This is a genomic window from Arthrobacter sedimenti (assembly GCF_042652025.1).
In the GTDB taxonomy this organism is placed as follows: domain Bacteria; phylum Actinomycetota; class Actinomycetes; order Actinomycetales; family Micrococcaceae; genus Arthrobacter; species Arthrobacter sedimenti.
In genome coordinates, this window is record NZ_JBHSDQ010000001.1 from 997,412 (window position 1) to 1,016,366 (window position 18,955).

The following is an 18,955-nucleotide window of genomic DNA, read 5'->3' on the forward strand; positions in this document are numbered from 1 at the left end:
TCGAATAGCGTGTTACAGCGCGGTGGAGTCGTCAACCACCGCATGGTCGATGGCGGGGGTGTGGTCGTCCAGGTCCACATCTGTATGGGTCGGGTTGTCCTCCGTGAACTCGAATTGGTTGTCTGCAACCACCAGGTTGTCCGCCAGGATGTTCGTGGCCGATTTGTCCTGGAAGGAGTCGTCCCCGTGGACGTCCACCGCGGTAGTGGTGGAGTTGTCCGGGTTGAAGGAGTCCGCCACCTCCACGGAGTTGTGGGTGGAGTTGTCGGAGTTGTGGGTGGAGTTGTCGGAGTTGTCGTTGAACGAGTCGTGGACGTCCACGGCCGTGTCCGTGCTGACGGAGTGGTCCGAATGGTCGGAGTAGTCCGCGTGGTCCGAGTTGTCGTTGAATGAGTCGTCCACATCCAGGCCGATGTCCGTGTTGAAGGAGTCATCGGTGTTGAAGGAGCCGGAGATGGCGGTCAGCTCATTGCCGATGCCGACGTCTCCGCCCGCGTGGATGGAGTTGTCCGTGGAGTTATCGGTCGAATGGTCCGCGTTGTAGGAATCCCTGATGTTGTTGGAGTCCCTGACACTGGCGTCGTCACCGCCGGCCACTGCGTGGTCCCCGGCGGCCACCACGGCGTCATGGTCGAACCACTGCTCCACGTCACCATGCGCCCAAATATTTTGGTTGACGGACTGGTCCGTAATGGTGTCCCGGTCGTCGAGCATGGTGGTGTTGCTGGTGTAGGAGAAGTGGTTCACCACGTGGTGCAGCTGCTGGACCGCGTGGGCATGGTCGTCATTGTCGTAGTCCGCCCCGCCCTGCCCTGGGCTGTACACCCCACCGTGGACGGCCGCGGCGCTGCCGGCGTGCGCCGCCGTCGTGCCTGCCGGCCCGGGCCCTATGTAGCCAGACCCCACGTGTCCGGACCAGGCACTGTTTCCGCCGGTGTTGTGCAGGCGGTCGAAGGATGAGGCGTTGACGGTGATGGGAGCGTAGTCAAGGACAACTGGCATTGCGGCGTCCACGTCAGCCGAGCACACGTTGCCCAGGCCGTGTTCCGCCAATGCCCGCTCGGGGTCGTCCAGGAACTCCTGGACCGCCTCCCGGTTGCCAAAAAGCTGCATCAGGAACTGAACAAGGTCGTTTGCGAGTGTTGGCATATGCGTGGTCCTCACATCTTCTTTGAGTTGCGGATCATCCGGCGAACGTGTCCGGTTGTCTCAAACCTAGGTTCGCTGCCGGGGAAGGGCATCGGGCGGTTTCCCCCTAACAGTGGCCGCCGTGCCGGGGCAACGGACGTGGCACGCCTAGGGGTGTTAGGGGGTCATTCCTGCTGCGGATTCAGCTGCTGGGAACTGTCCACGCCGAGGGCCAGGCGCAGGCGGGCCAGCAGGTCTGAACGGTTCTCCGCGCCGAGCCGGCGCCTGATCCTGGCGATGTGGTGTTCCGCCGTCCTGGGCGAAATGTAGATCGCCTCGCCGATTTCCCGGTAGGTCTTGCCCTCAAGCACCAGCCTGGCAACTTCCTTTTCGCGCTCGCTCAAGCCGGATGCGTCCGGCTGGGCTCCCTTGCCCCCACCATCGGCACCGCTGCCTGCCTGCACGTCGGCCGCTCCAGATGCTCCCGGGCTGCCCTGCGGGTGCAGGTCCCGGGCGCAGGAGAGCAGGCGCATCATGTCCCGGCGTTCCTCGGCGCGGGCGGCAGCATGTCCTGCCAGCCTGGCGCCCTCCCACGGCATTCCCACTGCACCCAGCAGCCGGGCCGCACCCTCCACTTCAGGAGTACGGAAACGGCCGGCCAGCACCGATACCCAGGCTTTGCCCGCCGTCGCCAGGACGGCGGCCAGCTGGCTGTGGGCAGAGGCCCTTGCCAGGGCGGTGGCATGGGGGGCAAGATCGGCGGGGCTCTCATTGAGCAGCGCAGCCTGGACGGCAGCCCAGTGCAGGGGAACGGCCCACAGTGCAGGTCCGCCCAGGCGCCCCAGCAGTTTCCATGCGTCTTCCAGGTACTGCGCTACGCGGCGCGTCTCGCGCAGGCGGGCAGCGGCGATCAGCAGCTCCCCCCACGGCAGGAGGTTGTAGAGGTCCACCGACGTGTGCAGCATTGCCTCCCGCGCCCGCTCCCACGCCCTGAGGAGCTCCGGCACGTCGCCGTTGCGGCGGGCAAGTCCCACCTCCAGCGCGGCGGACATGAACTCGTCGCGCGGGACCAGCGGCCAGTGGTTGGCTTTGGCGGCTTCCACGGCGGCGAACCGCGCGTCCTCGAGTTTGTCCTGCATCATGGCCGCCCAGGCCTGGAGCAGCAAAAGCCTGGGCTGCGCGGCATTGCCGCCCTGCCCGGCCACCACGGCGGCCCGGCAGACCGTTTCCGCCAAGTGCGGCTCACCGCTGTGCAGGGCAAGGAGGGCTGCCAGTGCGGCAGGTGTTTCCGGCAGCGGAAGGGCCATGCCCGCCGAGTTCAACATGTCCGAAGCATGGATCAGGATGGAGATGCCCTGCTGCGGCTTCTCGCCCAGTGACGCGAGAACCCCCTGGCCGGTCTGCACCAGGGCAGCCGCAAGAAGCGTTGGGGACGACGCCGGCGCGTCCGGCTGGAAGAAGGCCTCGGCAGCTGCCCGGTCTCCCGCGCCGATCATAGCGACGGCGGCAAGGGGAGCCGAGGCGCCTACGCGGCCCGGCCCCAACCAGCTGTAGACGTCGGCCGCGCGGGCCAGCATTCCCCGCTGCGCCCATACGGAGGCAGCCACGTCCGCGCCCCGGCGCACGTCCGGCGGCTCCGCACTGACCAAGAGGGCGTCGATGATGCGGGCGGCGGCGTCCAGTTCCCCGTCACCGGCTGCGGCCTGGGCGCGGCGGGCCGCGGTGGCCAGCGGGTCGGCGCCGGCAAGGAGCGCTTCCTCGTAGAGCTGGGAGGCGAGCCCCGGATCGCTTTCCAGCGCAGCGTTGGCCGCTTGCGAAAGTTCCGCCGCAACCCTGGAATCGGCGAGTCCGCCCCTGGCGAGCTCGCGCGCAAGGTTGCCAAGTGGTTGCCCGGTGGACGCGAAGACAGTCACGAGCTCCCGCTGGAGCGAGTGCACCTTGGCGGTTGGCGTGGCGGTCAGCAGGGCGTGCTGGGCAGTCCCCACCACTGTGCCGTCCGGCCTCAGCAGGCCCGCGGCCTCCGCCCGGTCCACCAGGGAGTCCAGGTCCTCCACGGTCCCGTTGATGAATTTGCGCTGGAGGTCGGCCGGAAGCGGACCGGGCAGGGCGAACCCCACCGAGAGTGCCAGCAGCAGCTCACGTACGGCTGCGTTGGCACCTTTCAACTGCTTGGCCATCAGCTCCGCTGCATGGGGCGGGTGGCCCTGATGGTCCGGAGACGTGTGCAGTGGTACGGGGCGTTCCGCCCGCTGCAGGTGCGCATCCATCTCAGGCCGCCGGAGCTGTGGTCGTGGCCGTGGCGACGGCAGTGTCAGTGGAGGCACTGGTGGACTCCTCAGGCGTGGGTGAAGGCGCAACGGCGGGTGTGGGCGTCAATTCCGTTGCCGTTGGCGTGACGAGCGGATCAGCGGTGGGGCCGGAAGCCGCCATCGTTGTAGGCGTAATGGTTGGAGACGCGCTCCCGCTGGTCGGTGCAACGGTGCCCGTGTCCGTGGGAGCCGGGGCGGAATTAGGGGTGGGACTGATCGGCACCCCGGGCGAGGAGGTGCCGGGCGGTGCAGTGCCGGACGATGCAGTGCCCGACGGTGACGGGGCAGGCGATGTGGTCGGGGGCGTGGTGGCGGTCGGCGCGGGGCTGGTGGGTGCCGGACTCGTTGGGAGGGGCTGGGGGGTGTCGGTGGGGCTTGCAGTAGCACCGCTCAGGGAATCCGGAATGATCCCGGTGCCGGCACCGGACGGCGGATTCGCCGGAGCGCCCGCGGCAGGTCCACCCGCCGTCGCACCGCCGGCCGCGTCTCCGCCTGTGGCCTGCTTGCCGGCGGGCGGGGCGGAGGCAGTGGGTGCGGGCTCCCCGGTGAACGGCTTCCTGGCGCTGGCTTCGATGCCCGCAAGCGGCTGCGGAACGGCTGCCGCCGCTGCCGCGCCTGGACCGGGCGCTTCCGTCCCCCCTCCCCCGCTGGATCCGCCCGTGGTGCTGGCACCGGCCTGGGGCACGAACATCGCCGTCAGGTTCCCGAAGCCGTCAGGACTTTGGGCGGCAGTGGCGGTGAGGACCGTAAGGACAGCCGCGGCCGCGGCCACAGCCGTGACCCGGACTGTGGGTTTCGGGGCGTGCGCGCCCCCTTTCCCGTGCAGCGCACTGCGGGAGGGCCCGGCGATGGCTCCTCCCGCCGTCGAATATTTACGCGACCAGCTGGGCCGGCTGGAACTGTCCGGTCCGGGTGGCGCGTCGGAGGACGCGACGGCGGCTTCCACCGCATCAGCCGCGAGTGCGGCTGGTGCCGCTCCGGTTGATGCGGCTTCGATTGGTGCCGGTTCAGCTTTGGCCGCCCCAGCTTCCGCCAGCGCCGCAGCCTCTGCGGCAGCGGTGTGGGCCAGGAGCGCCGCGACTGCCGCACCCAGGCAAATGGACGACTTGGGGTCGGCGTCCACCGCAATGGGCCGGCCCAGCTGCTCGGACACCAGTTGTGCCACCAGGGGGATGCGGGACGAGCCCCCAATCAGCAGCACCGTGGACAGGTCTTCCGGCTCAAGGTGGAGCTGGGCCAGGGAATGTTCCAGTGCCTCTACGGTTTCCCGCACGGGCTCTTCAATCAGCGCTTCGAACTCGGCACGCACCAGGCGGACCTGTTGCTGGACGCCGGGCAGGAGCACCGGGATGCTTGCCTCGCTGTCAGCGGAGAGGGCTTCCTTGGCCTCTACGCATTCGCGGCGGAGCCGGGTCAGGGCGCCGAGGACCGAGGGGTCAACGGGGTCGAGGTGGTCCAGCGCGTTCCCGCTATGGGCAGCCACGTAGCTGAAGACTGCAGCATCAAAATCGGCACCGCCCAGGTCTTCGATGCCCTCCGGGCGTCCCACGAGCTCAAAGCGGCTGCTGCCGGACTTCCGCAGGACAGCGGTATCGAACGTGCCGCCGCCGAGGTCGTAGACGGCGATTGTGCTGCCTTCCTCCACCCGTACCTGCGATGCGTAGTGCAGGGCGGCGGCCTCCGGCTCGGAAAGGAGTGTCACGTTTTCCAGGCCGCGGGCAGCAAGGGCATCCCGGACCACGGACAGGCGGTGGCTGCCCCAGGCGGCGGGGTGGGTCAGGAAGAGGGCCGACGCCGGGCCCCCCTCGCGCTCGGCTGCCCGGTCGGCCACCCACCGGGCCATAGTGGCGAAGACGTCCTCAGGCTGCAGCGCCAGGGTGCCCAGGATGATCGGGACGTCGTCGCCAATCCGGCGTTTGAATTCGCGGACCACACGCTCGGGTGTGTCCAGCCCGCGGCGTTCGGCGGCCTCGCCCACCAGGACAGTGCCCTCTTCCGGGTAGTACACCACGGAAGGCACAGAGGCTCCGCGGGCGCCCAGGGGCAGACATTCGGGCACAGGGGAAGCACCCTGGTGAAAGCGAACAACGGCGGCTGCCGTGAAACTCGTCCCGACGTCTACGGCGAGGGCGTAGCTCATGGTTACCTCGGAAGGCTGGTGGTCCACATGCAAGCTTCATCACAGTGAACAGTCACCAAATTAGCATTCCGCGGGACCCGGGAACACCCCTGTTGCTACACCGAATGGCGATATGGCGCGCAATTGCCTCGTGGCGGCCAAATTCAGGTCTTAAGGCCCGAAAAACCTGCGGGCAAGAGGGCGCAGCCTAGAGGCCGGAGTAGGAGTGGAGCCCGTTGAACAACGTGTTGACGATGGTGAAGTTGAAGATCACGCAGAGGTAGCCCACGATCGACAGCCATGCGGCGCGGGTTCCGGTCCAGCCGCGGGTGGCACGGGCGTGCAGGTAGCCGGCGTAGACAACCCAGATAACAAACGTCCACACTTCCTTCGTGTCCCAGCCCCAGAACCGGCCCCAGGCCTTCTCGGCCCAGATGGCACCGAACATCAGCGTGAAGGTCCAGCCAATGAAGGCGATGGCGTTGATGCGGTAGGACAAGTTTTCCAGGCTCAGGGCGGAGGGCACCAGGCGCATGAAACCGAGCTTGTCGGTGCCGTCGGCGGCCACGGTCTTCTGCCGGTGGGACTGCACCAGCTGCAGGGCGGACATGGCGAAGGTCAGGGTGAACAGGGCCGAGGAAAGCACCGCGATGGAAACGTGGATGACCAGCCAGTAGCTCTGCAGGGCGGGAACCAAGTGGCCGACGGGGGTCCAGAAGGCCACCGAAGCCGCCACCATCATGATGATGACCAGGCCCACCACGAAGGTGCCCAGGAAGCGCAGGTCGCGGCGGATCAGCGAGAGCAGGAACACTGCCGCCACCAGGAACGCGCCCGTGGTGAGGAATTCGTACATGTTGCCCCACGGCACGCGGCCCGCGCCCAATGCCCTGGTGACCACGCCGGCGCCGTGGATAACGGCGGCGAGGATGGTCAGGGCTACGGCGACCCGCGCCGGAACCCGGCGCTCCGCGGCGTACTTCATGTCGCCGTCGGCCGTTACCACGCCGCCGGTTCCTGCACCGCCGGCCTTGGCGGACGACGACGGGCGTTCGGCGCGGTCGGCGGGGCCGTCCAGGCGGGCCCCGGCAGAGCCTGCACCCACTCCTGCGGCTACGGGAACCTTGGCTGCGGTCCCGGCCTGCGCGGCCTTGACGTCAACCGCGCGCAACGCCTTGCTGCTCTTGGCGAGGTCCCAGGCGAAGGCGATGAAGGCCACCGTGTAGGTACCCGCCGCCAACAGCATGAAGAGTTCGCTGTACTGGCCCATGGTTTCGTTGATTCCAAATGGCATTACTGGTCCTTTTCGGGCCCGGTGGGGCCTGCTGGGGTGGTGACGGAGCCGGCGGCAGTTTCAGTGGAGCCTGCTGCGGTATCGACGGAGCCTGCGACATTATCGCCTGTGCGGCTGGGAGTTTGCTGGGACGGAGCGGTCCCTTCTTCGGAGTCAGCGTCTTCAGGCAGCTGCCACTCCGTGGTGAACAGCTTACGGAGCGCCGCTGCCTCGCCGGCCAGGCGGTGGTCCTCGCCGCGGGCCAGGAGCCCGTACTCCACCATGGTGCGGCCGTCAGCGGCGGTACCGGTGCGGACCCAGACGCGGCGGCGGTTGACGTAGAGCGAGAGGATCAGCCCGGCCACGGCCAGCAGGGCGAACACCAGGGCGGAGGCCTGTCCGGGGTTGTGGTGGATGTCCACGCCGATGTAGCGCTTCACGCCGTCGAAGCTGATGCTGCCCTTGCCGTCGGGCAGGGTGTAGGTGGAGCCGGGGGCCAGCGTGATACCGCCTGCCGCCAGGTTCCTGGCGTTGAGCGGGGTGAGGTTTTTGACGTCCAGTTCGAAGACGTTCTGCGGCGCACCCTTGTTCAGGCCCAGGTCGCCGTAATAGGAGTTCAGGGTCAGTTGCGGGTTGAACAGTTCGGGGTCGGCACTGAAGGACACGTTCTTGTCATTGACGAACGCGGTGGGGAGGAAGAAGCCCACGAACCCCAGCTGGTCCGGCTGGGCGTCCGGAACCTTGATCACCACGGAGGAGTAGTAGTTCTGGCCCTGCAGCTTGGCCACCACCGGCCCCTGCATGGCCACGTTCCCGGCACCGTCCCGGATGGTCACCACCGGCGCGTAGCCGTTGCCGGTGAGGTAGATGCTGGTGCCACCCAGGCTCACGGGATCGTTGACCTTTAGGATCTCCTGCTTGGGCGGGGCGTCCGGGTTTTCCTTTGTGGTGACGGTGGCGGCGAAGTCGATGGGCTGGCCGAACTTGCCTTGGGATTCTCGGTCAAAGGTGATGTTGAACTTGTCCAGCTGGAGGGAGTAGGGCTGCAGTTGGCTGGACTGGAAGTTGGTGCCCGGGTTGAACTGGTCGTAGCCCACCAGGGTGTTCACGAAGGTGTCGCCTTCCACCAGGATGCGCTGGCCGCTGTAGCCGAACAGGCCGCCGGCAGCCACGGATACCAGCACGCCGATGAGCGAGGTGTGGAACACCAGGTTGCCCACCTCCTTGAGGAAGCCGCGCTCGGCACCCAGGGACGGCAGGGCGCCGTCGGCGTCCCGGACCTCCACCCGGTAGCCGCGCTTGCGCAGCAGCCCTGCGGCACCGTTGATGGCGTCCGACGCCGGGATGCCGGCACCGGAGGGAATCACCATGGTGCCGTATTCCGGCAGCCGGGACAGGCGCTGCGGAGTACGCGGCGGCTGGGAGCGCATGGCCTTGTAATGGGCGATGGCGCGCGGCACCACGCAGCCGATCAGCGAGATGAACAGCAGCAGGTAGATCGCCGAGAACCACACGGAGGAGTAGACGTCGTACAGCTGGAGGGAGTCCAGCAGCTTGCCGTACTCCGGGTGGTCCTTGATGTACTGGGTCACCGTGGCCGGGTTGGCCGGGCGCTGCGGGAACAGCGACCCGGGGACAGCGGCGACAGCGAGGAGCAGCAGGAGGAACAGCGCGGTGCGCATGCTGGTCAGCTGGGTCCAGGCCCACCGGAGCATGCCCTTGAGTCCCAGCGCCGGGAGGGCGGCCTGGGCCTTCGCCTCGGCGACAGGGGCGGATTGCTTCTTTTTTACCTTCACACGCTCGCTCATCAGATCGGCAACTTCACGTCGGTTTGGAACCAGTACTGCAGCCCGGTCACCCAGGCACCCCACACGCCGGTGGCCATCAGCAGCCCCAGGACCACCAGGATTCCGCCGCCGGTCCGCTGGATGGCAAGCCGGTGCTTGCGGAAGAACGCCATCACTCCCATTCCCCGGCGCAGGGCCAGGGCGATCAGCAGGAACGGAATGCCCAGCCCCAGGCTGTACACGAATGCCAGGAACGCGCCCTTGGCGGCGGAGGATCCGCCGGAGAGGCTCAGCAACTGCACTGCTGAGTAGGTGGGGCCGATGCACGGCGCCCATCCCAGCCCGAAGGTCAGGCCCAGCAGCGGTGCGCCCCAGAGACCGGCCGGCGGCTTGGCGTGGATTTTCGCATCCCGCTGGAGCCAGCTGAAGCCGCCCATGAACACGATGCCCATGATGACCACCAGGATGCCCAGGAGCTGGGTGATCCAGGCGTTCTGGCTGCCGGTGATGAGGGTGCCCAGCTGGCCGAACGCGCCGCCCAGCAGGACGAAGATCACGGAGAAGCCCAGGACGAACAATCCGATGCCGGCCAGCATCCGGCCGCGCTTTTGCTTTTGCAGGTCCACGCCGCTCAGGCCCGTGACGTATCCCAGGTAGCCGGGGACCAGCGGAAGGACGCAGGGCGAAAGGAAGGAGACCAGTCCGGCGAGCAGTGCCACCGGGATGGCCAGCAGGAGGGAGCCGCTGAGGATGGCTTCGGCGAAGGGGCTGTTCACGGGGTCCCGGCCTGTCCCTATTCCGCCACGGCGGCGGTGATGAGGGCCTTCAGGGTGCCCTTCTCGATCTCGCCGAGGACGCGGGAGGCCACCCGTCCCTGCTTGTCCAGGACCAGCGTGGTGGGCACGGCTCCGGGCGGCACCAGGCCGGACACGGACAACAGGACCCCGCCGTCCTTGTCGTTAAAGCTGGGGTAGGTCAGGTTGAAGGTCTTCTCGAACGCCTCGGCCGTGGGCTTCTCGTCGCGGAGGTTGACGCCGAAGAACTGGACGCCCCGGTCCTTGAACTCCTGGTGCAGCGCCTCCAGGAGCGGCGCTTCCACCCGGCAGGGGGCGCAGGCTGCGAACCAGAAGTTCAAGACGCTCACCTTTCCCTGGAAGTCGGCCGGGGTGACGGCGGTGCCGTTGAAGAGGGCACCCTGGATCTGCACGGCTTCCTTGCGGTCCGCGGCGGCGAACTCGGTCACGGATCCGTCGCCGGCAACGTAGTTCTTGTTGTCCCCCGCTTTGGCCTGCTTGGCCAGGGCGTCCTCTTGCGCGCAGCCGGACAGGCCAAGGGTCAGCGCGGTCAGGGCCATGCCGCCGGCGGCGAGCAGGCCGCGGCGCGAGGGAAGGTTGTTGTTGCTCACTACTAGGCTCCAGGGGTGCTGGCGGCACCGGGAAGAAGGGATGCTGCGGGTTCGCTGTACTCCACCCGCAACAGCGAGCCGGCATCGTCGAACACCAGGGACGTAACGGAGGTGAGGGTGCACTCGCGCTTGCGGGGATCGTGCCACAGCGGCCGCCCTTCCGCGCTCAGCCGGGTGGCCCAGATGGGCAGTTGGTGGCTGACCAGGATGGCCTCGGGGCCTTCGGCGCCGAAGTCGCCCGCCGCGAGTTCAATGGCCTTCCGGCGCGCGTCCTGCGCGGCGGCTGCCACCCTTGCCGCCTGCTGCTTGTACGGCTCACCCCAGGACGGGCGCAGCGGGTTGACCAGGTGCGGCCAGTGCCTGGGCCTGCGCAGTTCGCCCTTGGTGACCTTCATGCCCTCGAAGTAGTTTTCGGCTTCGATGATCCGCGCGTCTGTGTGGATGTGCAACTGCAGGGCTTCCGACGTCGGCCGTGCAGTTTCCTGCGCACGCTCAAGCGGTGAGGCGGCCAGGTAGGTGATGCGGGCCCCCTGCTCAGCGCGCTGCCGGAAGTGCTCCGCAAGCATCCGGGCCATCTCCTGGCCAAGCTCGGAAAGGTGGAAATCCGGGAGCCGTCCATAGAGAACGCCGTCGGGATTATGGACCTCGCCGTGGCGGAGCAGATGGACAGTGGCTTGGGGCATGTGTACCAGTTTCTCAAAGATGGCGCGCGATCCGAAATCTTCTACATCCAGTAGAACTGAAGTTTTTGAAGAAATGTTCCGAACGCGGGAACAAAAGATGCAAATGCATGTTTATACTGGATGCAGCAAGTTAGTTGAGACTTCAACTTATGAAGCTTCAACATCAGGACCACAACAGGTACAGCTATAAAAGGAGCAACATCATGGCACTTCCCGCAGACGTCACCACCGGCACCTGGACCCTGGACAACTCGCACAGCGAGATCGGCTTCACCGTCCGCCACGCCGGCATCAGCAAGGTGCGCGGCCAGTTCACCGACGCCGCCGCCACCCTGGACCTGGCCGAGGACGTGGCTGATTCCAAGATCAACGCCACCATCAAGACCGCCAGCTTCGACTCCGGCGACGCCAACCGCGATGGCCACGTCAAGGGCGGGGACTTCTTCGACGTGGAGAAGTTCCCGGAAATCTCCTTCGTCTCCAACGGCCTCGTGGCCAAGGGCAACAGCTACGAACTCACCGGCGACCTGACCATCAAGGGCGTTACCCGTCCCGTCACCCTGGAAACCGAGTTCAACGGCGTGGCCGTGGACCCGTTCGGCAACACCCGTGCCGGCGTCTCCGCCGAGACCACCATCAGCCGCAAGGACTTCGGCCTGACCTGGAACGCCGTCCTGGAGACCGGCGGAGTGCTGGTCAGCGACAAGGTGGCCATCAACCTGGAACTCGCCTTCATCGCTCCCGCAGCCTAAATCCCCCAACACGGCACCCCGGCCCCGCCTACGCGGCGTGGCCGGGGTGCCGTGTTTAACGGGCAAACGCGGTGCATCGACACCTCCCGAATCATCCACAACGCCGCCCGCCGGGGGTACGGTGGACTTAAGCCATGCTGGGGGGAAGGCTGAGGACCGATTCCCGGCAGCCTAACTGGATCCCGACCCTGCAGAAGGAACGCCCATGAGTACTCCTCCCGTCCCGCCTCCCGGGTCCGAAGACCCCCGCAACAGCAACGGACAATCCGGCAACGACCAGCCCGGAGCCCAGCCGCCGCGCTACGGCCAGAACGCACCGCAGTATGGCCAGAACGCCCCGCAGTACGGGCAGAACCAGCCCCAGTACGGCTCGCAGCCGCCGGCAGCACCGCAATATGGACAGAATGCCCCGCAGTACGGCCAGAACGCACCGCAGTACGGGTCCCAGGGATCCCAGTATGGGCAGAACGCCTCCCAGGCTCCCGGTTACGGGCAGCCCCAAAACGGCCAGTCCCAGTACGGCCAGGCGCCGTATGGACAGTCCCCTTACGGCCAGTACCCCTCCGAGCAGCCGCAGCCGGCCGGAAGCAACGGCGTTCCCCAGCTGGTGAACATCTCCTTCTGGCTGCTCATTGCGTCGGCGGCGATTTTCGTCATCGGCATGATCCTCGGGCTCACCCAGCTGGACAGCCCCGAACTCCGGCAGCTTTTTGAACAGCAGATGCGCTCCAGCGGAACAGACATCAGCTACGACAGCATGAAGAGCTTCATCGCCGGTACGCTGGTGGTGTTCGCCATCATCGGCGTCGCGCTGTACCTGTTGGTGGCCTTCTTCGTTCGCAAGGGCAGGAATTGGGCCCGCATCCTGGGAACAGTTTTCGCGGCCCTGTCCATTTTCGGCCTGTTTGGGGTCCCCTCCATCGGAACGCTCGGAACCGTCCTGGGCATCGTAGCCATCGTGCTGCTTTACCTGCCCGCAGCTGCCCCGTACTTCCGGAAGCAGCAGCCTTTCGCCAACCCGTACTCCGGTGGGTTCGGCAACCCTTACGGTCGGTAACCAGCACGGCAGCTGGGAAACAGGCGGCCCGGGAAGCAGCAATGCTTCCCGGGCCGCCCGCGTTAAGCCAGCGCCTAGGCTGTCTGGCCGGGTGACTGCGCCCGCTGGGCGTGATAAGCCAGGATCTGGAGTTCGGTGGCCATGTCCACCTTGCGCAGGTTGACGCCGTCGGGAACCTGCAGCATCACCGGTGCGAAACTCAGGACGCTGTGCACGCCTGCAGCCACCACCCGGTCGCAGACGCCCTGGGCCACAGCGGCCGGAAGCGCCAGCACCACCATGTTGGCCCCGGTCCGGCGCAGGACTGTTTCGAGGTCTGCCACGTCGCTGACACGCAGCCATCCCACTTCGCTGCCCACCACCATCTGGTCGGCGTCGAAAATAGCCACGACGTCGAACCCGCGGGACTCGAAGCCGCCGTACCGCGCCAGCGCCTTGCCGAGGTTGCCGGCCCCGACGATGGCCACTTTCCAGTCGTGCGTCAGTCCAAGTGCGGCGGCGATATGGCGGCTGAGGTACTGCACCTCGTAGCCCACGCCCCTGGTTCCGTACGACCCCACATAGGAGAGGTCCTTGCGTAGGGTTGAGGAACTCACCCCGGAGGCCTCCGCCAGCGATTCGGAGGAGACGCGCTCCACGCCCTCCGCCAGCAGGGTGTTCAGGGCGCGAAGGTAGAGCGTCAGCCGGGCTACGGCGGCGGGCGGTATCTGCTTTGGCGCGGTGCCCGTGGCGTCCGGAAGGTCCGGGAGGGGCTGCGGCGTTGGATCCAGGGAGGTCACCGGCACTCCCCTACTGGGCCATGGCGCGCTGCAGCACGCGTTCCAGCCGGATTTCATCGATCTTCCAGAAGTCGCGCTGCACGCCGTCCACCAGCACCACCGGGATCTCCTCGGCGTAGCGCTCACGCAGCTCGGGCTGGTTGTCCACCAGCTCTTCGCTCCAGGTGAGGCCCAATGAGGCAGTGACCCGGCTGACGGCGTCGCGCGCGTCTTCGCAAAGGTGGCAGTCAGCTTTGGTGACCAGGACGACGCGGGGTGTAGCCATGGCTTAACGGTAGCGCCGTTCGCGTGCTGCCGGTGACGCCGACGGCGGCAGGCCACTGGATTGACTAGACTCAAGTCCATGCCCGAGGAGAAATACGTCGCCGTAGTCACGCGCCCGGTTGCCGAGCCGCAGCCAGGCGAAGCGGCGTTCTTCGACGTGGACAACACCTTGATGCGCGGAGCCAGCCTCTTCCATGTGGCGCGGAAGATGCACCAGCGCGGAGCGTTCACCCTGGCCCAGGCCGCCGGCTTCGCATGGAAGCAGTTCAAGTTCGTGGCACGCGGGGAAAACATCGACGATGTCCACGCCGTGCGCGATTCTGCCCTGACGCTGGCCGCCGGGATCACCGTTGACGACATCAAGGCCCTCGGCGAAGAGGTCTATGACGAGATGATTGCGTCCCGGATCTGGCCTGGGGCCAAAGCACTGGCGGAACAGCACCTCAGGGTGGGCCGTCGCGTCTGGCTGGTGACGGCCACGCCCATCGAGGTGGCCACCGTGATCTCCACCCGCCTGGGACTGACCGGAGCGCTGGGGACGGTGGGCGAAGTGTCGGACGGCATGTACACCGGCCGGCTGGTGGGCGACATCCTGCACGGCTCAGCAAAGGCCGTGGCCGTCCAGGCCATCGCCGACGAGGAAGGCCTGGACCTCAAGCGCTGCTGGGCCTACAGCGACTCCTATAACGACGTCCCGCTGCTGTCGCTGGTGGGGCACCCCGTTGCCATCAACCCGGATGCCAAGCTGCGCCGCCACGCCCGTGACCGCAACTGGCCGGTCTACGACTTCCGCGCCGGCCGCCGGGCTGCCACCCTGGGCCTCAAGGCAGCCACTTTTGGCGGTGCCATTTACGGCCTCTGGAAGGGCTTCGCCCGAATGCGCGGCCCGCGGGCGTAGCCGGGGAAGTAGCCCGATTAAAGAAAATGCCCGCCGCCTCGGGAGGCGACGGGCATTTCCACGCTGTTCGAAGTATTGCTACTTCTTGTTGCGGCGCTGGTGACGGGTCTTGCGAAGCAGCTTGCGGTGCTTCTTCTTGGCCATACGCTTGCGACGCTTCTTAATAACTGAACCCACGAAAGTTCCTTACAAACTAGATGCAGTACCTGTCTGATGGAGAATGTCCGTGGACAAAGCTACGAACTGAACAACTGACAGATTCTTACAATGACGTAAAACGTTCCTTAACAGGGTACCGCCTATCAGGAGCGGCTCAGGACAGGCCGCCTCAGGCCGTCTCGGTGTGGCCGTCCACGACAGCACCCTTGAGGTACTGTTCGACGGCGTTCTCGGGGACCCGGTAGGAGCGGCCGAAGCGCACTGCCGGCATTTCGCCCGAGTGCACCAGCCGGTAGACAGTCATTTTGGAGACGCGCATGACCTCGGCTACTTCAGCCACGGTCAGGAACTTCGCGTTGGAGAAGTTCTGTTCTGCCGACATTTCCCTATTTTCCTTTGCTGACGGATGGACAACAGTGACCCCAGGTACGTGCCAATGCGGTGTTCCGATGCTGAGCCATCCACCAACCACCTAAATAGATACTCTAGATGTTCCTGTGGCAGATGTGAAAGTAGCGGGTCCCCTATTTCGTCCCCTAATTCGACTCCCGGCGCTTCCGTGCCGATGCCGCCAGCTGCTCCAGGACGGACGCGGAAACATCCCAGTCCATGCAGGCATCCGTGACGCTTTGGCCGTAGACCAGTTCAGAGCGCCCTGCTGCGTGTTCCGCGACGTCCAGGTTCTGGGCCCCGCCCACCAGGAAGCTCTCCAGCATGACGCCTGCCACGGCGCGCGCCGCGGTCCCGCCGTCCTCGAGCTGCGCGCCGATCTCCAGCGCCACCTCGGCCTGCCGGTGGTGGCTCTTGCCGCTGTTGGCATGGCTGGCGTCGACGATGAGGCGCGGGTTCAGTCCCTTGCCCGCCAGCTCGTTGGAGGCACGTTCGACGTCGGCCGCTGAGTAGTTGGGCCCCTTGCGGCCGCCGCGGAGGATGACGTGGGTGTCCGGGTTGCCGGCGGTTGCCACCAGCGCGGCCCGGCCCTCGCCGTCGATCCCCAGGAACGCCTGGGCCGCCGCCGCGGCCCCGCAGGCGTCAATGGCCACCTGCAGGCCGCCGTCGGTCCCGTTCTTGAAGCCGATGGGCATGGACAGTCCGGAGGCAAGCTGCCGGTGGATCTGGCTTTCCGTGGTGCGGGCACCGATGGCGCCCCACGAGATGAGGTCGGCCATGTACTGGGGGCTGATCGGCTCCAGGAATTCGGTGGCGGTGGGCAGGCCCAGCGCGGTGACCTGCTGCAGGAACTGCCGGGCCGTGCGGAGGCCGGTGACCATGTCGTGGCTGCCGTCCAGGCGGGGATCGTTGATCAGGCCCTTCCAGCCCACCGTGGTGCGCGGCTTTTCGAAGTAGGTCCGCATGACGATCAGCAGGTCTTCCTTGTGCTTTTCGGCCTGGCTGACCAGCCGGCGGGCGTACTCCAGCCCTGCCTTGGGGTCATGGATGGAACAGGGACCTACGATGACCAGCAGGCGGTCGTCCACGCCGTCCATGATGGCGCGGACCTCATCGCGTCCGCGTTCGACGACGGCAGCAGCCCGGGCGTCAAGGGGCAGTTTGGAGAGGAGCGCCGATGGGGCGGGCAATGGGGTGAACTCGCTGACCCGCAGGTTCGACGTGGACTTGGTCTTGATAGCGGGGGCTGCTGCTGTTGCGGTGCTCATGTTCGGGGTCCTGTTCCAGATGGGAAGCGGGCCCGGATTTCAGAACCCGCCGGAGAAACGGCGAAGGGCAGAGAATGATCTCTGCCCTGCTGGCTCTGAAGGAATGCTGGATGCGTGTCAGTTAGACGCGGGCCCCTCCAGAGCCAACGAAAAATACGCATACCAACGGTTAGTCATGGAAGAGACCATAAACCCGGGTGCGCGTGGCCGCAAAATCAGGGTCCGTCACAATTGCTTCATCGCGACTCCTGGAGGCCGGCCACCAGTTCGGCGTGCTTTTGGTCCGTGAGCCGGTACCAGGACATGATGACGACGGCGGCCAGCACCAGTGCGGCCGGCAGCAGTCCGGCGGCGGCGCGGATCGCCGTGAGCGCCGGTGCCGCCTGCTCCTGGACCGACGAGGAGTAGCCGCCCCACGCCAGCGCGAAGGCGACCAATCCGCCACCGAAGCCCATGCCAAGCTTCCGGGTGGCCGCCAGAAGGGCGTAGTTGATGCCCTGGACCCGGACGCCGGTTTTCCACTCCCCGTATTCCACGGTGTCCGCGATGAGTGCCCAGGTGAGGATACTTACCGTCGCCGCCGAGAGCTGGGCCAGGACCATCCCGGCCACCGCCAGCCAGGGGGCTTCTGCCGGCGCCAGGAAAACCACCAGTCCACCCGCGGCGCCGAGCATGCAGCCGGCGGCGAACACTGCCTTCTTGCCCCATCTGTTGACCGGGCGCGGCATCAGCACGGCAAGCGCCAGGGTAATGACCACCTGCGTTGCCGCCATCAGGGGAAAGAGGTCCAGGCGGGACAGGACATCGCGCAGGTAGTAAAACTGCGCCGCCACGGTGGCGGAATTGCCGGTCACCAGCAGTACGGAACTGAGGCACAGGACCACCAGCGGCGAATTGACCCTGAGCGCGTCAGTGGTTTGGCGCCAGGTGATTTTGGGAACGCTGCCGGCAACTTGTTCCCGGCAGGCGGTCCCGGTGAACACGTACAGGCCGGAGCCCAGCACCGCGAAGACCAGCGTCATCACGGTGAAGATCTGCTGGACGTCCCCGCCCCTGCCCAGGAGCGGTGCCACGAAGAACCCAAGCGTCGCCCCTACCGACAGGCCGCCGATGGTCCGCGCTCCGGCCAGCCTGGCCCGGTCACGGGGGTCCTGGGTCATGGCGCCCACCAGGCAGCCGTAGGGGACATTCACCAGGCTGTAGGCAAGACAGACCAGGAAGTAGGTGCAGTAGGCGTAGAGCAGCTTCAGGCCTGGCTCGACGTCGGGCACATGGAATACAGCCACGCCCAGCACCAGCGGAACAAAGCCGAAGAGCAGGAAGGGCCGGAACTTTCCCCACCGATCGCTGTGAAAACGGTCGACGATCCGGCCGGCAGCGATGTCCGTGAAGGCGTTGAACACCCGCGCAACCACCAGCAGGGTACCGGCAGCTGCCGCTCCGATCCCGGCCACGTCGGTGTAGTAGACCAGCAGGAACATGTTGGCAGTACTGATGATCATGCTGTTGGCTGCGTCGCCGGCGCCGTAGCCTAGGATCGCGGCCCTGTTCAATGGCTTCATTTTTTCCTGTCCCCAGGGCGAGAAACCGCTTTCTCGCCCGAACAGGAATCTACCCCAGAATCTTGCGCAGAAACACCAGTTGCCGGATCCACTGGTGCTCCTGGCCACCTTCGTGGTTGTTGAACCGGTACACCTCGATCTCCTTGGCAGCTCCCGTGGCTGAGGCGGCGGATGTCCCGGAGCCGTAGGCGTTGAAGCTGGCGAAGACGGTGGACGGCGGGCAGATATCGTCCATCTGGGCAGCCGAATACAGCGCCGGCGCCGTGGCATACCGGGCAAGGTTGACGCCGTCGAAATAGTTGAGGACGGCGAGGGCGTCGTCGTAGCGCTCCCGGTGCCGGGCCAGGAACTGGGCAATCTCCGGGTACGGCCCGCGCGGGGTGATGTCGATGGCGCGGGGGAAGTCCTGCAGGAACGGAACGTCGGGCAGCGCGGCGATGACGCCGTCGAGCCTTCCGGCGGTGAGCCCCGCCGTGGCCACCACCAGGCCTCCGCCCTGGCTCACCCCGGCCAGCACCACCTTGGCGGCGTCGACTGCGGGGTGGGCCTGGGCGGCTTCCACGGCGCGGAACGCGTCCACATAGACCCTGCGGTAGTAGTAGTCCTCGCGGCTGGCGATGCCCCTGGTCATGAGGCCGGCATGCGCCACGTCCCCGGCTGACGGGTGCGGATCCGCGGTGTGCCCCAGCGTGCCGCCGTACCCCTGGCCGCGGGTGTCCATGATGAAGTGAGCGTACCCGGCCTGCGCCCAGCGCGTGTCCTGGTTCACCAGGCCGCGGCCGCCCGAGTAGCCGATGTAGTTGACCACCACCGGAAGCCGGGCACCTGCCTCCCGGTTGGCGGGCAGGTGCAGCCAGCCTTTGACCGGTGCGCCGCCGAAGCCGGAGAAGGTCACGTCGAAGGTGTCAATGACCGTCAGGTAGTTTTCCACCGGCTCGAAGGTTGCATTGAGCGGAAAGGCGCGGGCTTCGTCGAGGGTGGCATCCCAGAACGCGTCCAGGTCTTCCGGCGGCGTGACCTCGGAGGTGTAGGTGCGCAGCTGTGCCAGGGGAAGGTCGAAGAGGGGCATCGTTGTCCTGTTCTGTTTCTGTTGTTCAGCGGCTGGCGGTGGGTTCTTCTATT

Annotated in this window: 18 protein-coding genes; 3 read left to right on the forward strand and 15 right to left on the reverse strand. The window is 66.6% G+C overall.

Going from position 1 to position 18,955, the window contains the following annotated elements:
• Positions 1–12 precede the first annotated feature (12 nt).
• From ACFO0G_RS04735 to ACFO0G_RS04770, 8 genes are all read right to left on the reverse strand, one after another.
• Positions 13–1,149 carry an IniB N-terminal domain-containing protein gene (locus ACFO0G_RS04735; RefSeq protein ID WP_286398927.1) on the reverse strand — a complete coding sequence of 379 codons (1,137 nt, stop codon included), beginning with the start codon at positions 1,147–1,149 and terminating at the stop codon, positions 13–15.
• A gap of 164 nt (positions 1,150–1,313) precedes the next feature.
• The gene (locus ACFO0G_RS04740) at positions 1,314–3,395 is read right to left on the reverse strand and encodes a LuxR C-terminal-related transcriptional regulator (protein ID WP_376976606.1); all 2,082 of its coding nucleotides are present in this window, start codon (positions 3,393–3,395) and stop codon (positions 1,314–1,316) included.
• A gap of 1 nt (position 3,396) precedes the next feature.
• On the reverse strand, positions 3,397–5,577 hold the full coding sequence (locus ACFO0G_RS04745) for an Hsp70 family protein (RefSeq protein ID WP_376976669.1): 2,181 nt from the start codon (positions 5,575–5,577) through the stop codon (positions 3,397–3,399).
• A 187-nt stretch (positions 5,578–5,764) separates the two neighbouring features.
• Complete coding sequence (gene ccsB / locus ACFO0G_RS04750; RefSeq protein ID WP_286398931.1) at positions 5,765–6,850, reverse strand: c-type cytochrome biogenesis protein CcsB; 1,086 nt, start codon at positions 6,848–6,850, stop codon at positions 5,765–5,767.
• A complete protein-coding gene (resB, locus tag ACFO0G_RS04755; protein ID WP_376976607.1) occupies positions 6,850–8,637 on the reverse strand; it encodes a cytochrome c biogenesis protein ResB in 1,788 nt (595 codons plus the stop codon). Before resB ends, ccsB begins: the two co-directional genes overlap by 1 nt.
• Positions 8,637–9,392 carry a cytochrome c biogenesis CcdA family protein gene (locus tag ACFO0G_RS04760; RefSeq protein WP_142132727.1) on the reverse strand — a complete coding sequence of 252 codons (756 nt, stop codon included), beginning with the start codon at positions 9,390–9,392 and terminating at the stop codon, positions 8,637–8,639. The genes resB and ACFO0G_RS04760 overlap by 1 nt, the downstream gene beginning before the upstream one ends.
• Positions 9,393–9,409: 17 nt before the next feature.
• Positions 9,410–9,970: a TlpA family protein disulfide reductase gene (locus ACFO0G_RS04765; RefSeq protein ID WP_376976670.1), complete on the reverse strand. Its 561-nt coding sequence runs from the start codon at positions 9,968–9,970 to the stop codon at positions 9,410–9,412.
• Between the two features lie 53 nt (positions 9,971–10,023).
• Positions 10,024–10,704 carry a histidine phosphatase family protein gene (locus ACFO0G_RS04770; RefSeq protein WP_286398937.1) on the reverse strand — a complete coding sequence of 227 codons (681 nt, stop codon included), beginning with the start codon at positions 10,702–10,704 and terminating at the stop codon, positions 10,024–10,026.
• Between the two features lie 203 nt (positions 10,705–10,907).
• Between ACFO0G_RS04770 and ACFO0G_RS04775 the strand changes: the two genes are divergently transcribed.
• Together ACFO0G_RS04775 and ACFO0G_RS04780 are read left to right on the forward strand one after the other, a co-directional pair.
• Positions 10,908–11,456 carry a YceI family protein gene (locus tag ACFO0G_RS04775; protein WP_376976608.1) on the forward strand — a complete coding sequence of 183 codons (549 nt, stop codon included), beginning with the start codon at positions 10,908–10,910 and terminating at the stop codon, positions 11,454–11,456.
• Between the two features lie 205 nt (positions 11,457–11,661).
• Entirely contained in the window at positions 11,662–12,513 is an 852-nt protein-coding gene (locus tag ACFO0G_RS04780) for an ABC transporter permease family protein (RefSeq protein WP_376976609.1), read from the forward strand.
• 74 nt (positions 12,514–12,587) lie between these two features.
• Here ACFO0G_RS04780 and ACFO0G_RS04785 read toward each other — a convergent pair whose 3' ends face one another.
• Together ACFO0G_RS04785 and ACFO0G_RS04790 are read right to left on the reverse strand one after the other, a co-directional pair.
• A complete protein-coding gene (locus tag ACFO0G_RS04785; protein WP_286398945.1) occupies positions 12,588–13,292 on the reverse strand; it encodes a redox-sensing transcriptional repressor Rex in 705 nt (234 codons plus the stop codon).
• A gap of 10 nt (positions 13,293–13,302) precedes the next feature.
• Complete coding sequence (locus tag ACFO0G_RS04790; RefSeq protein ID WP_286398947.1) at positions 13,303–13,557, reverse strand: glutaredoxin family protein; 255 nt, start codon at positions 13,555–13,557, stop codon at positions 13,303–13,305.
• Between the two features lie 78 nt (positions 13,558–13,635).
• Here ACFO0G_RS04790 and ACFO0G_RS04795 point away from each other — a divergent pair, with 78 nt between their 5' ends.
• On the forward strand, positions 13,636–14,454 hold the full coding sequence (locus tag ACFO0G_RS04795) for an HAD family hydrolase (protein WP_286398949.1): 819 nt from the start codon (positions 13,636–13,638) through the stop codon (positions 14,452–14,454).
• Between the two features lie 78 nt (positions 14,455–14,532).
• Here the strand turns inward: ACFO0G_RS04795 and ACFO0G_RS04800 are convergent, their stop codons facing one another.
• The 5 genes from ACFO0G_RS04800 to ACFO0G_RS04820 form a co-directional block, all read right to left on the reverse strand.
• The gene (locus ACFO0G_RS04800; RefSeq protein WP_003792170.1) at positions 14,533–14,631 is read right to left on the reverse strand and encodes a 30S ribosomal protein bS22; all 99 of its coding nucleotides are present in this window, start codon (positions 14,629–14,631) and stop codon (positions 14,533–14,535) included.
• A 151-nt stretch (positions 14,632–14,782) separates the two neighbouring features.
• Complete coding sequence (locus ACFO0G_RS04805; protein ID WP_043452394.1) at positions 14,783–14,995, reverse strand: helix-turn-helix domain-containing protein; 213 nt, start codon at positions 14,993–14,995, stop codon at positions 14,783–14,785.
• A gap of 154 nt (positions 14,996–15,149) precedes the next feature.
• Positions 15,150–16,271 carry a 3-deoxy-7-phosphoheptulonate synthase gene (locus tag ACFO0G_RS04810; protein WP_286398955.1) on the reverse strand — a complete coding sequence of 374 codons (1,122 nt, stop codon included), beginning with the start codon at positions 16,269–16,271 and terminating at the stop codon, positions 15,150–15,152.
• A 236-nt stretch (positions 16,272–16,507) separates the two neighbouring features.
• Positions 16,508–17,833, reverse strand: a complete 1,326-nt coding sequence (locus tag ACFO0G_RS04815) for a glycoside-pentoside-hexuronide (GPH):cation symporter (protein ID WP_286398957.1) — start codon at positions 17,831–17,833, stop codon at positions 16,508–16,510.
• 49 nt (positions 17,834–17,882) lie between these two features.
• Positions 17,883–18,902 carry an acetylxylan esterase gene (locus ACFO0G_RS04820; protein ID WP_376976610.1) on the reverse strand — a complete coding sequence of 340 codons (1,020 nt, stop codon included), beginning with the start codon at positions 18,900–18,902 and terminating at the stop codon, positions 17,883–17,885.
• Positions 18,903–18,955: the final 53 nt, after the last annotated feature.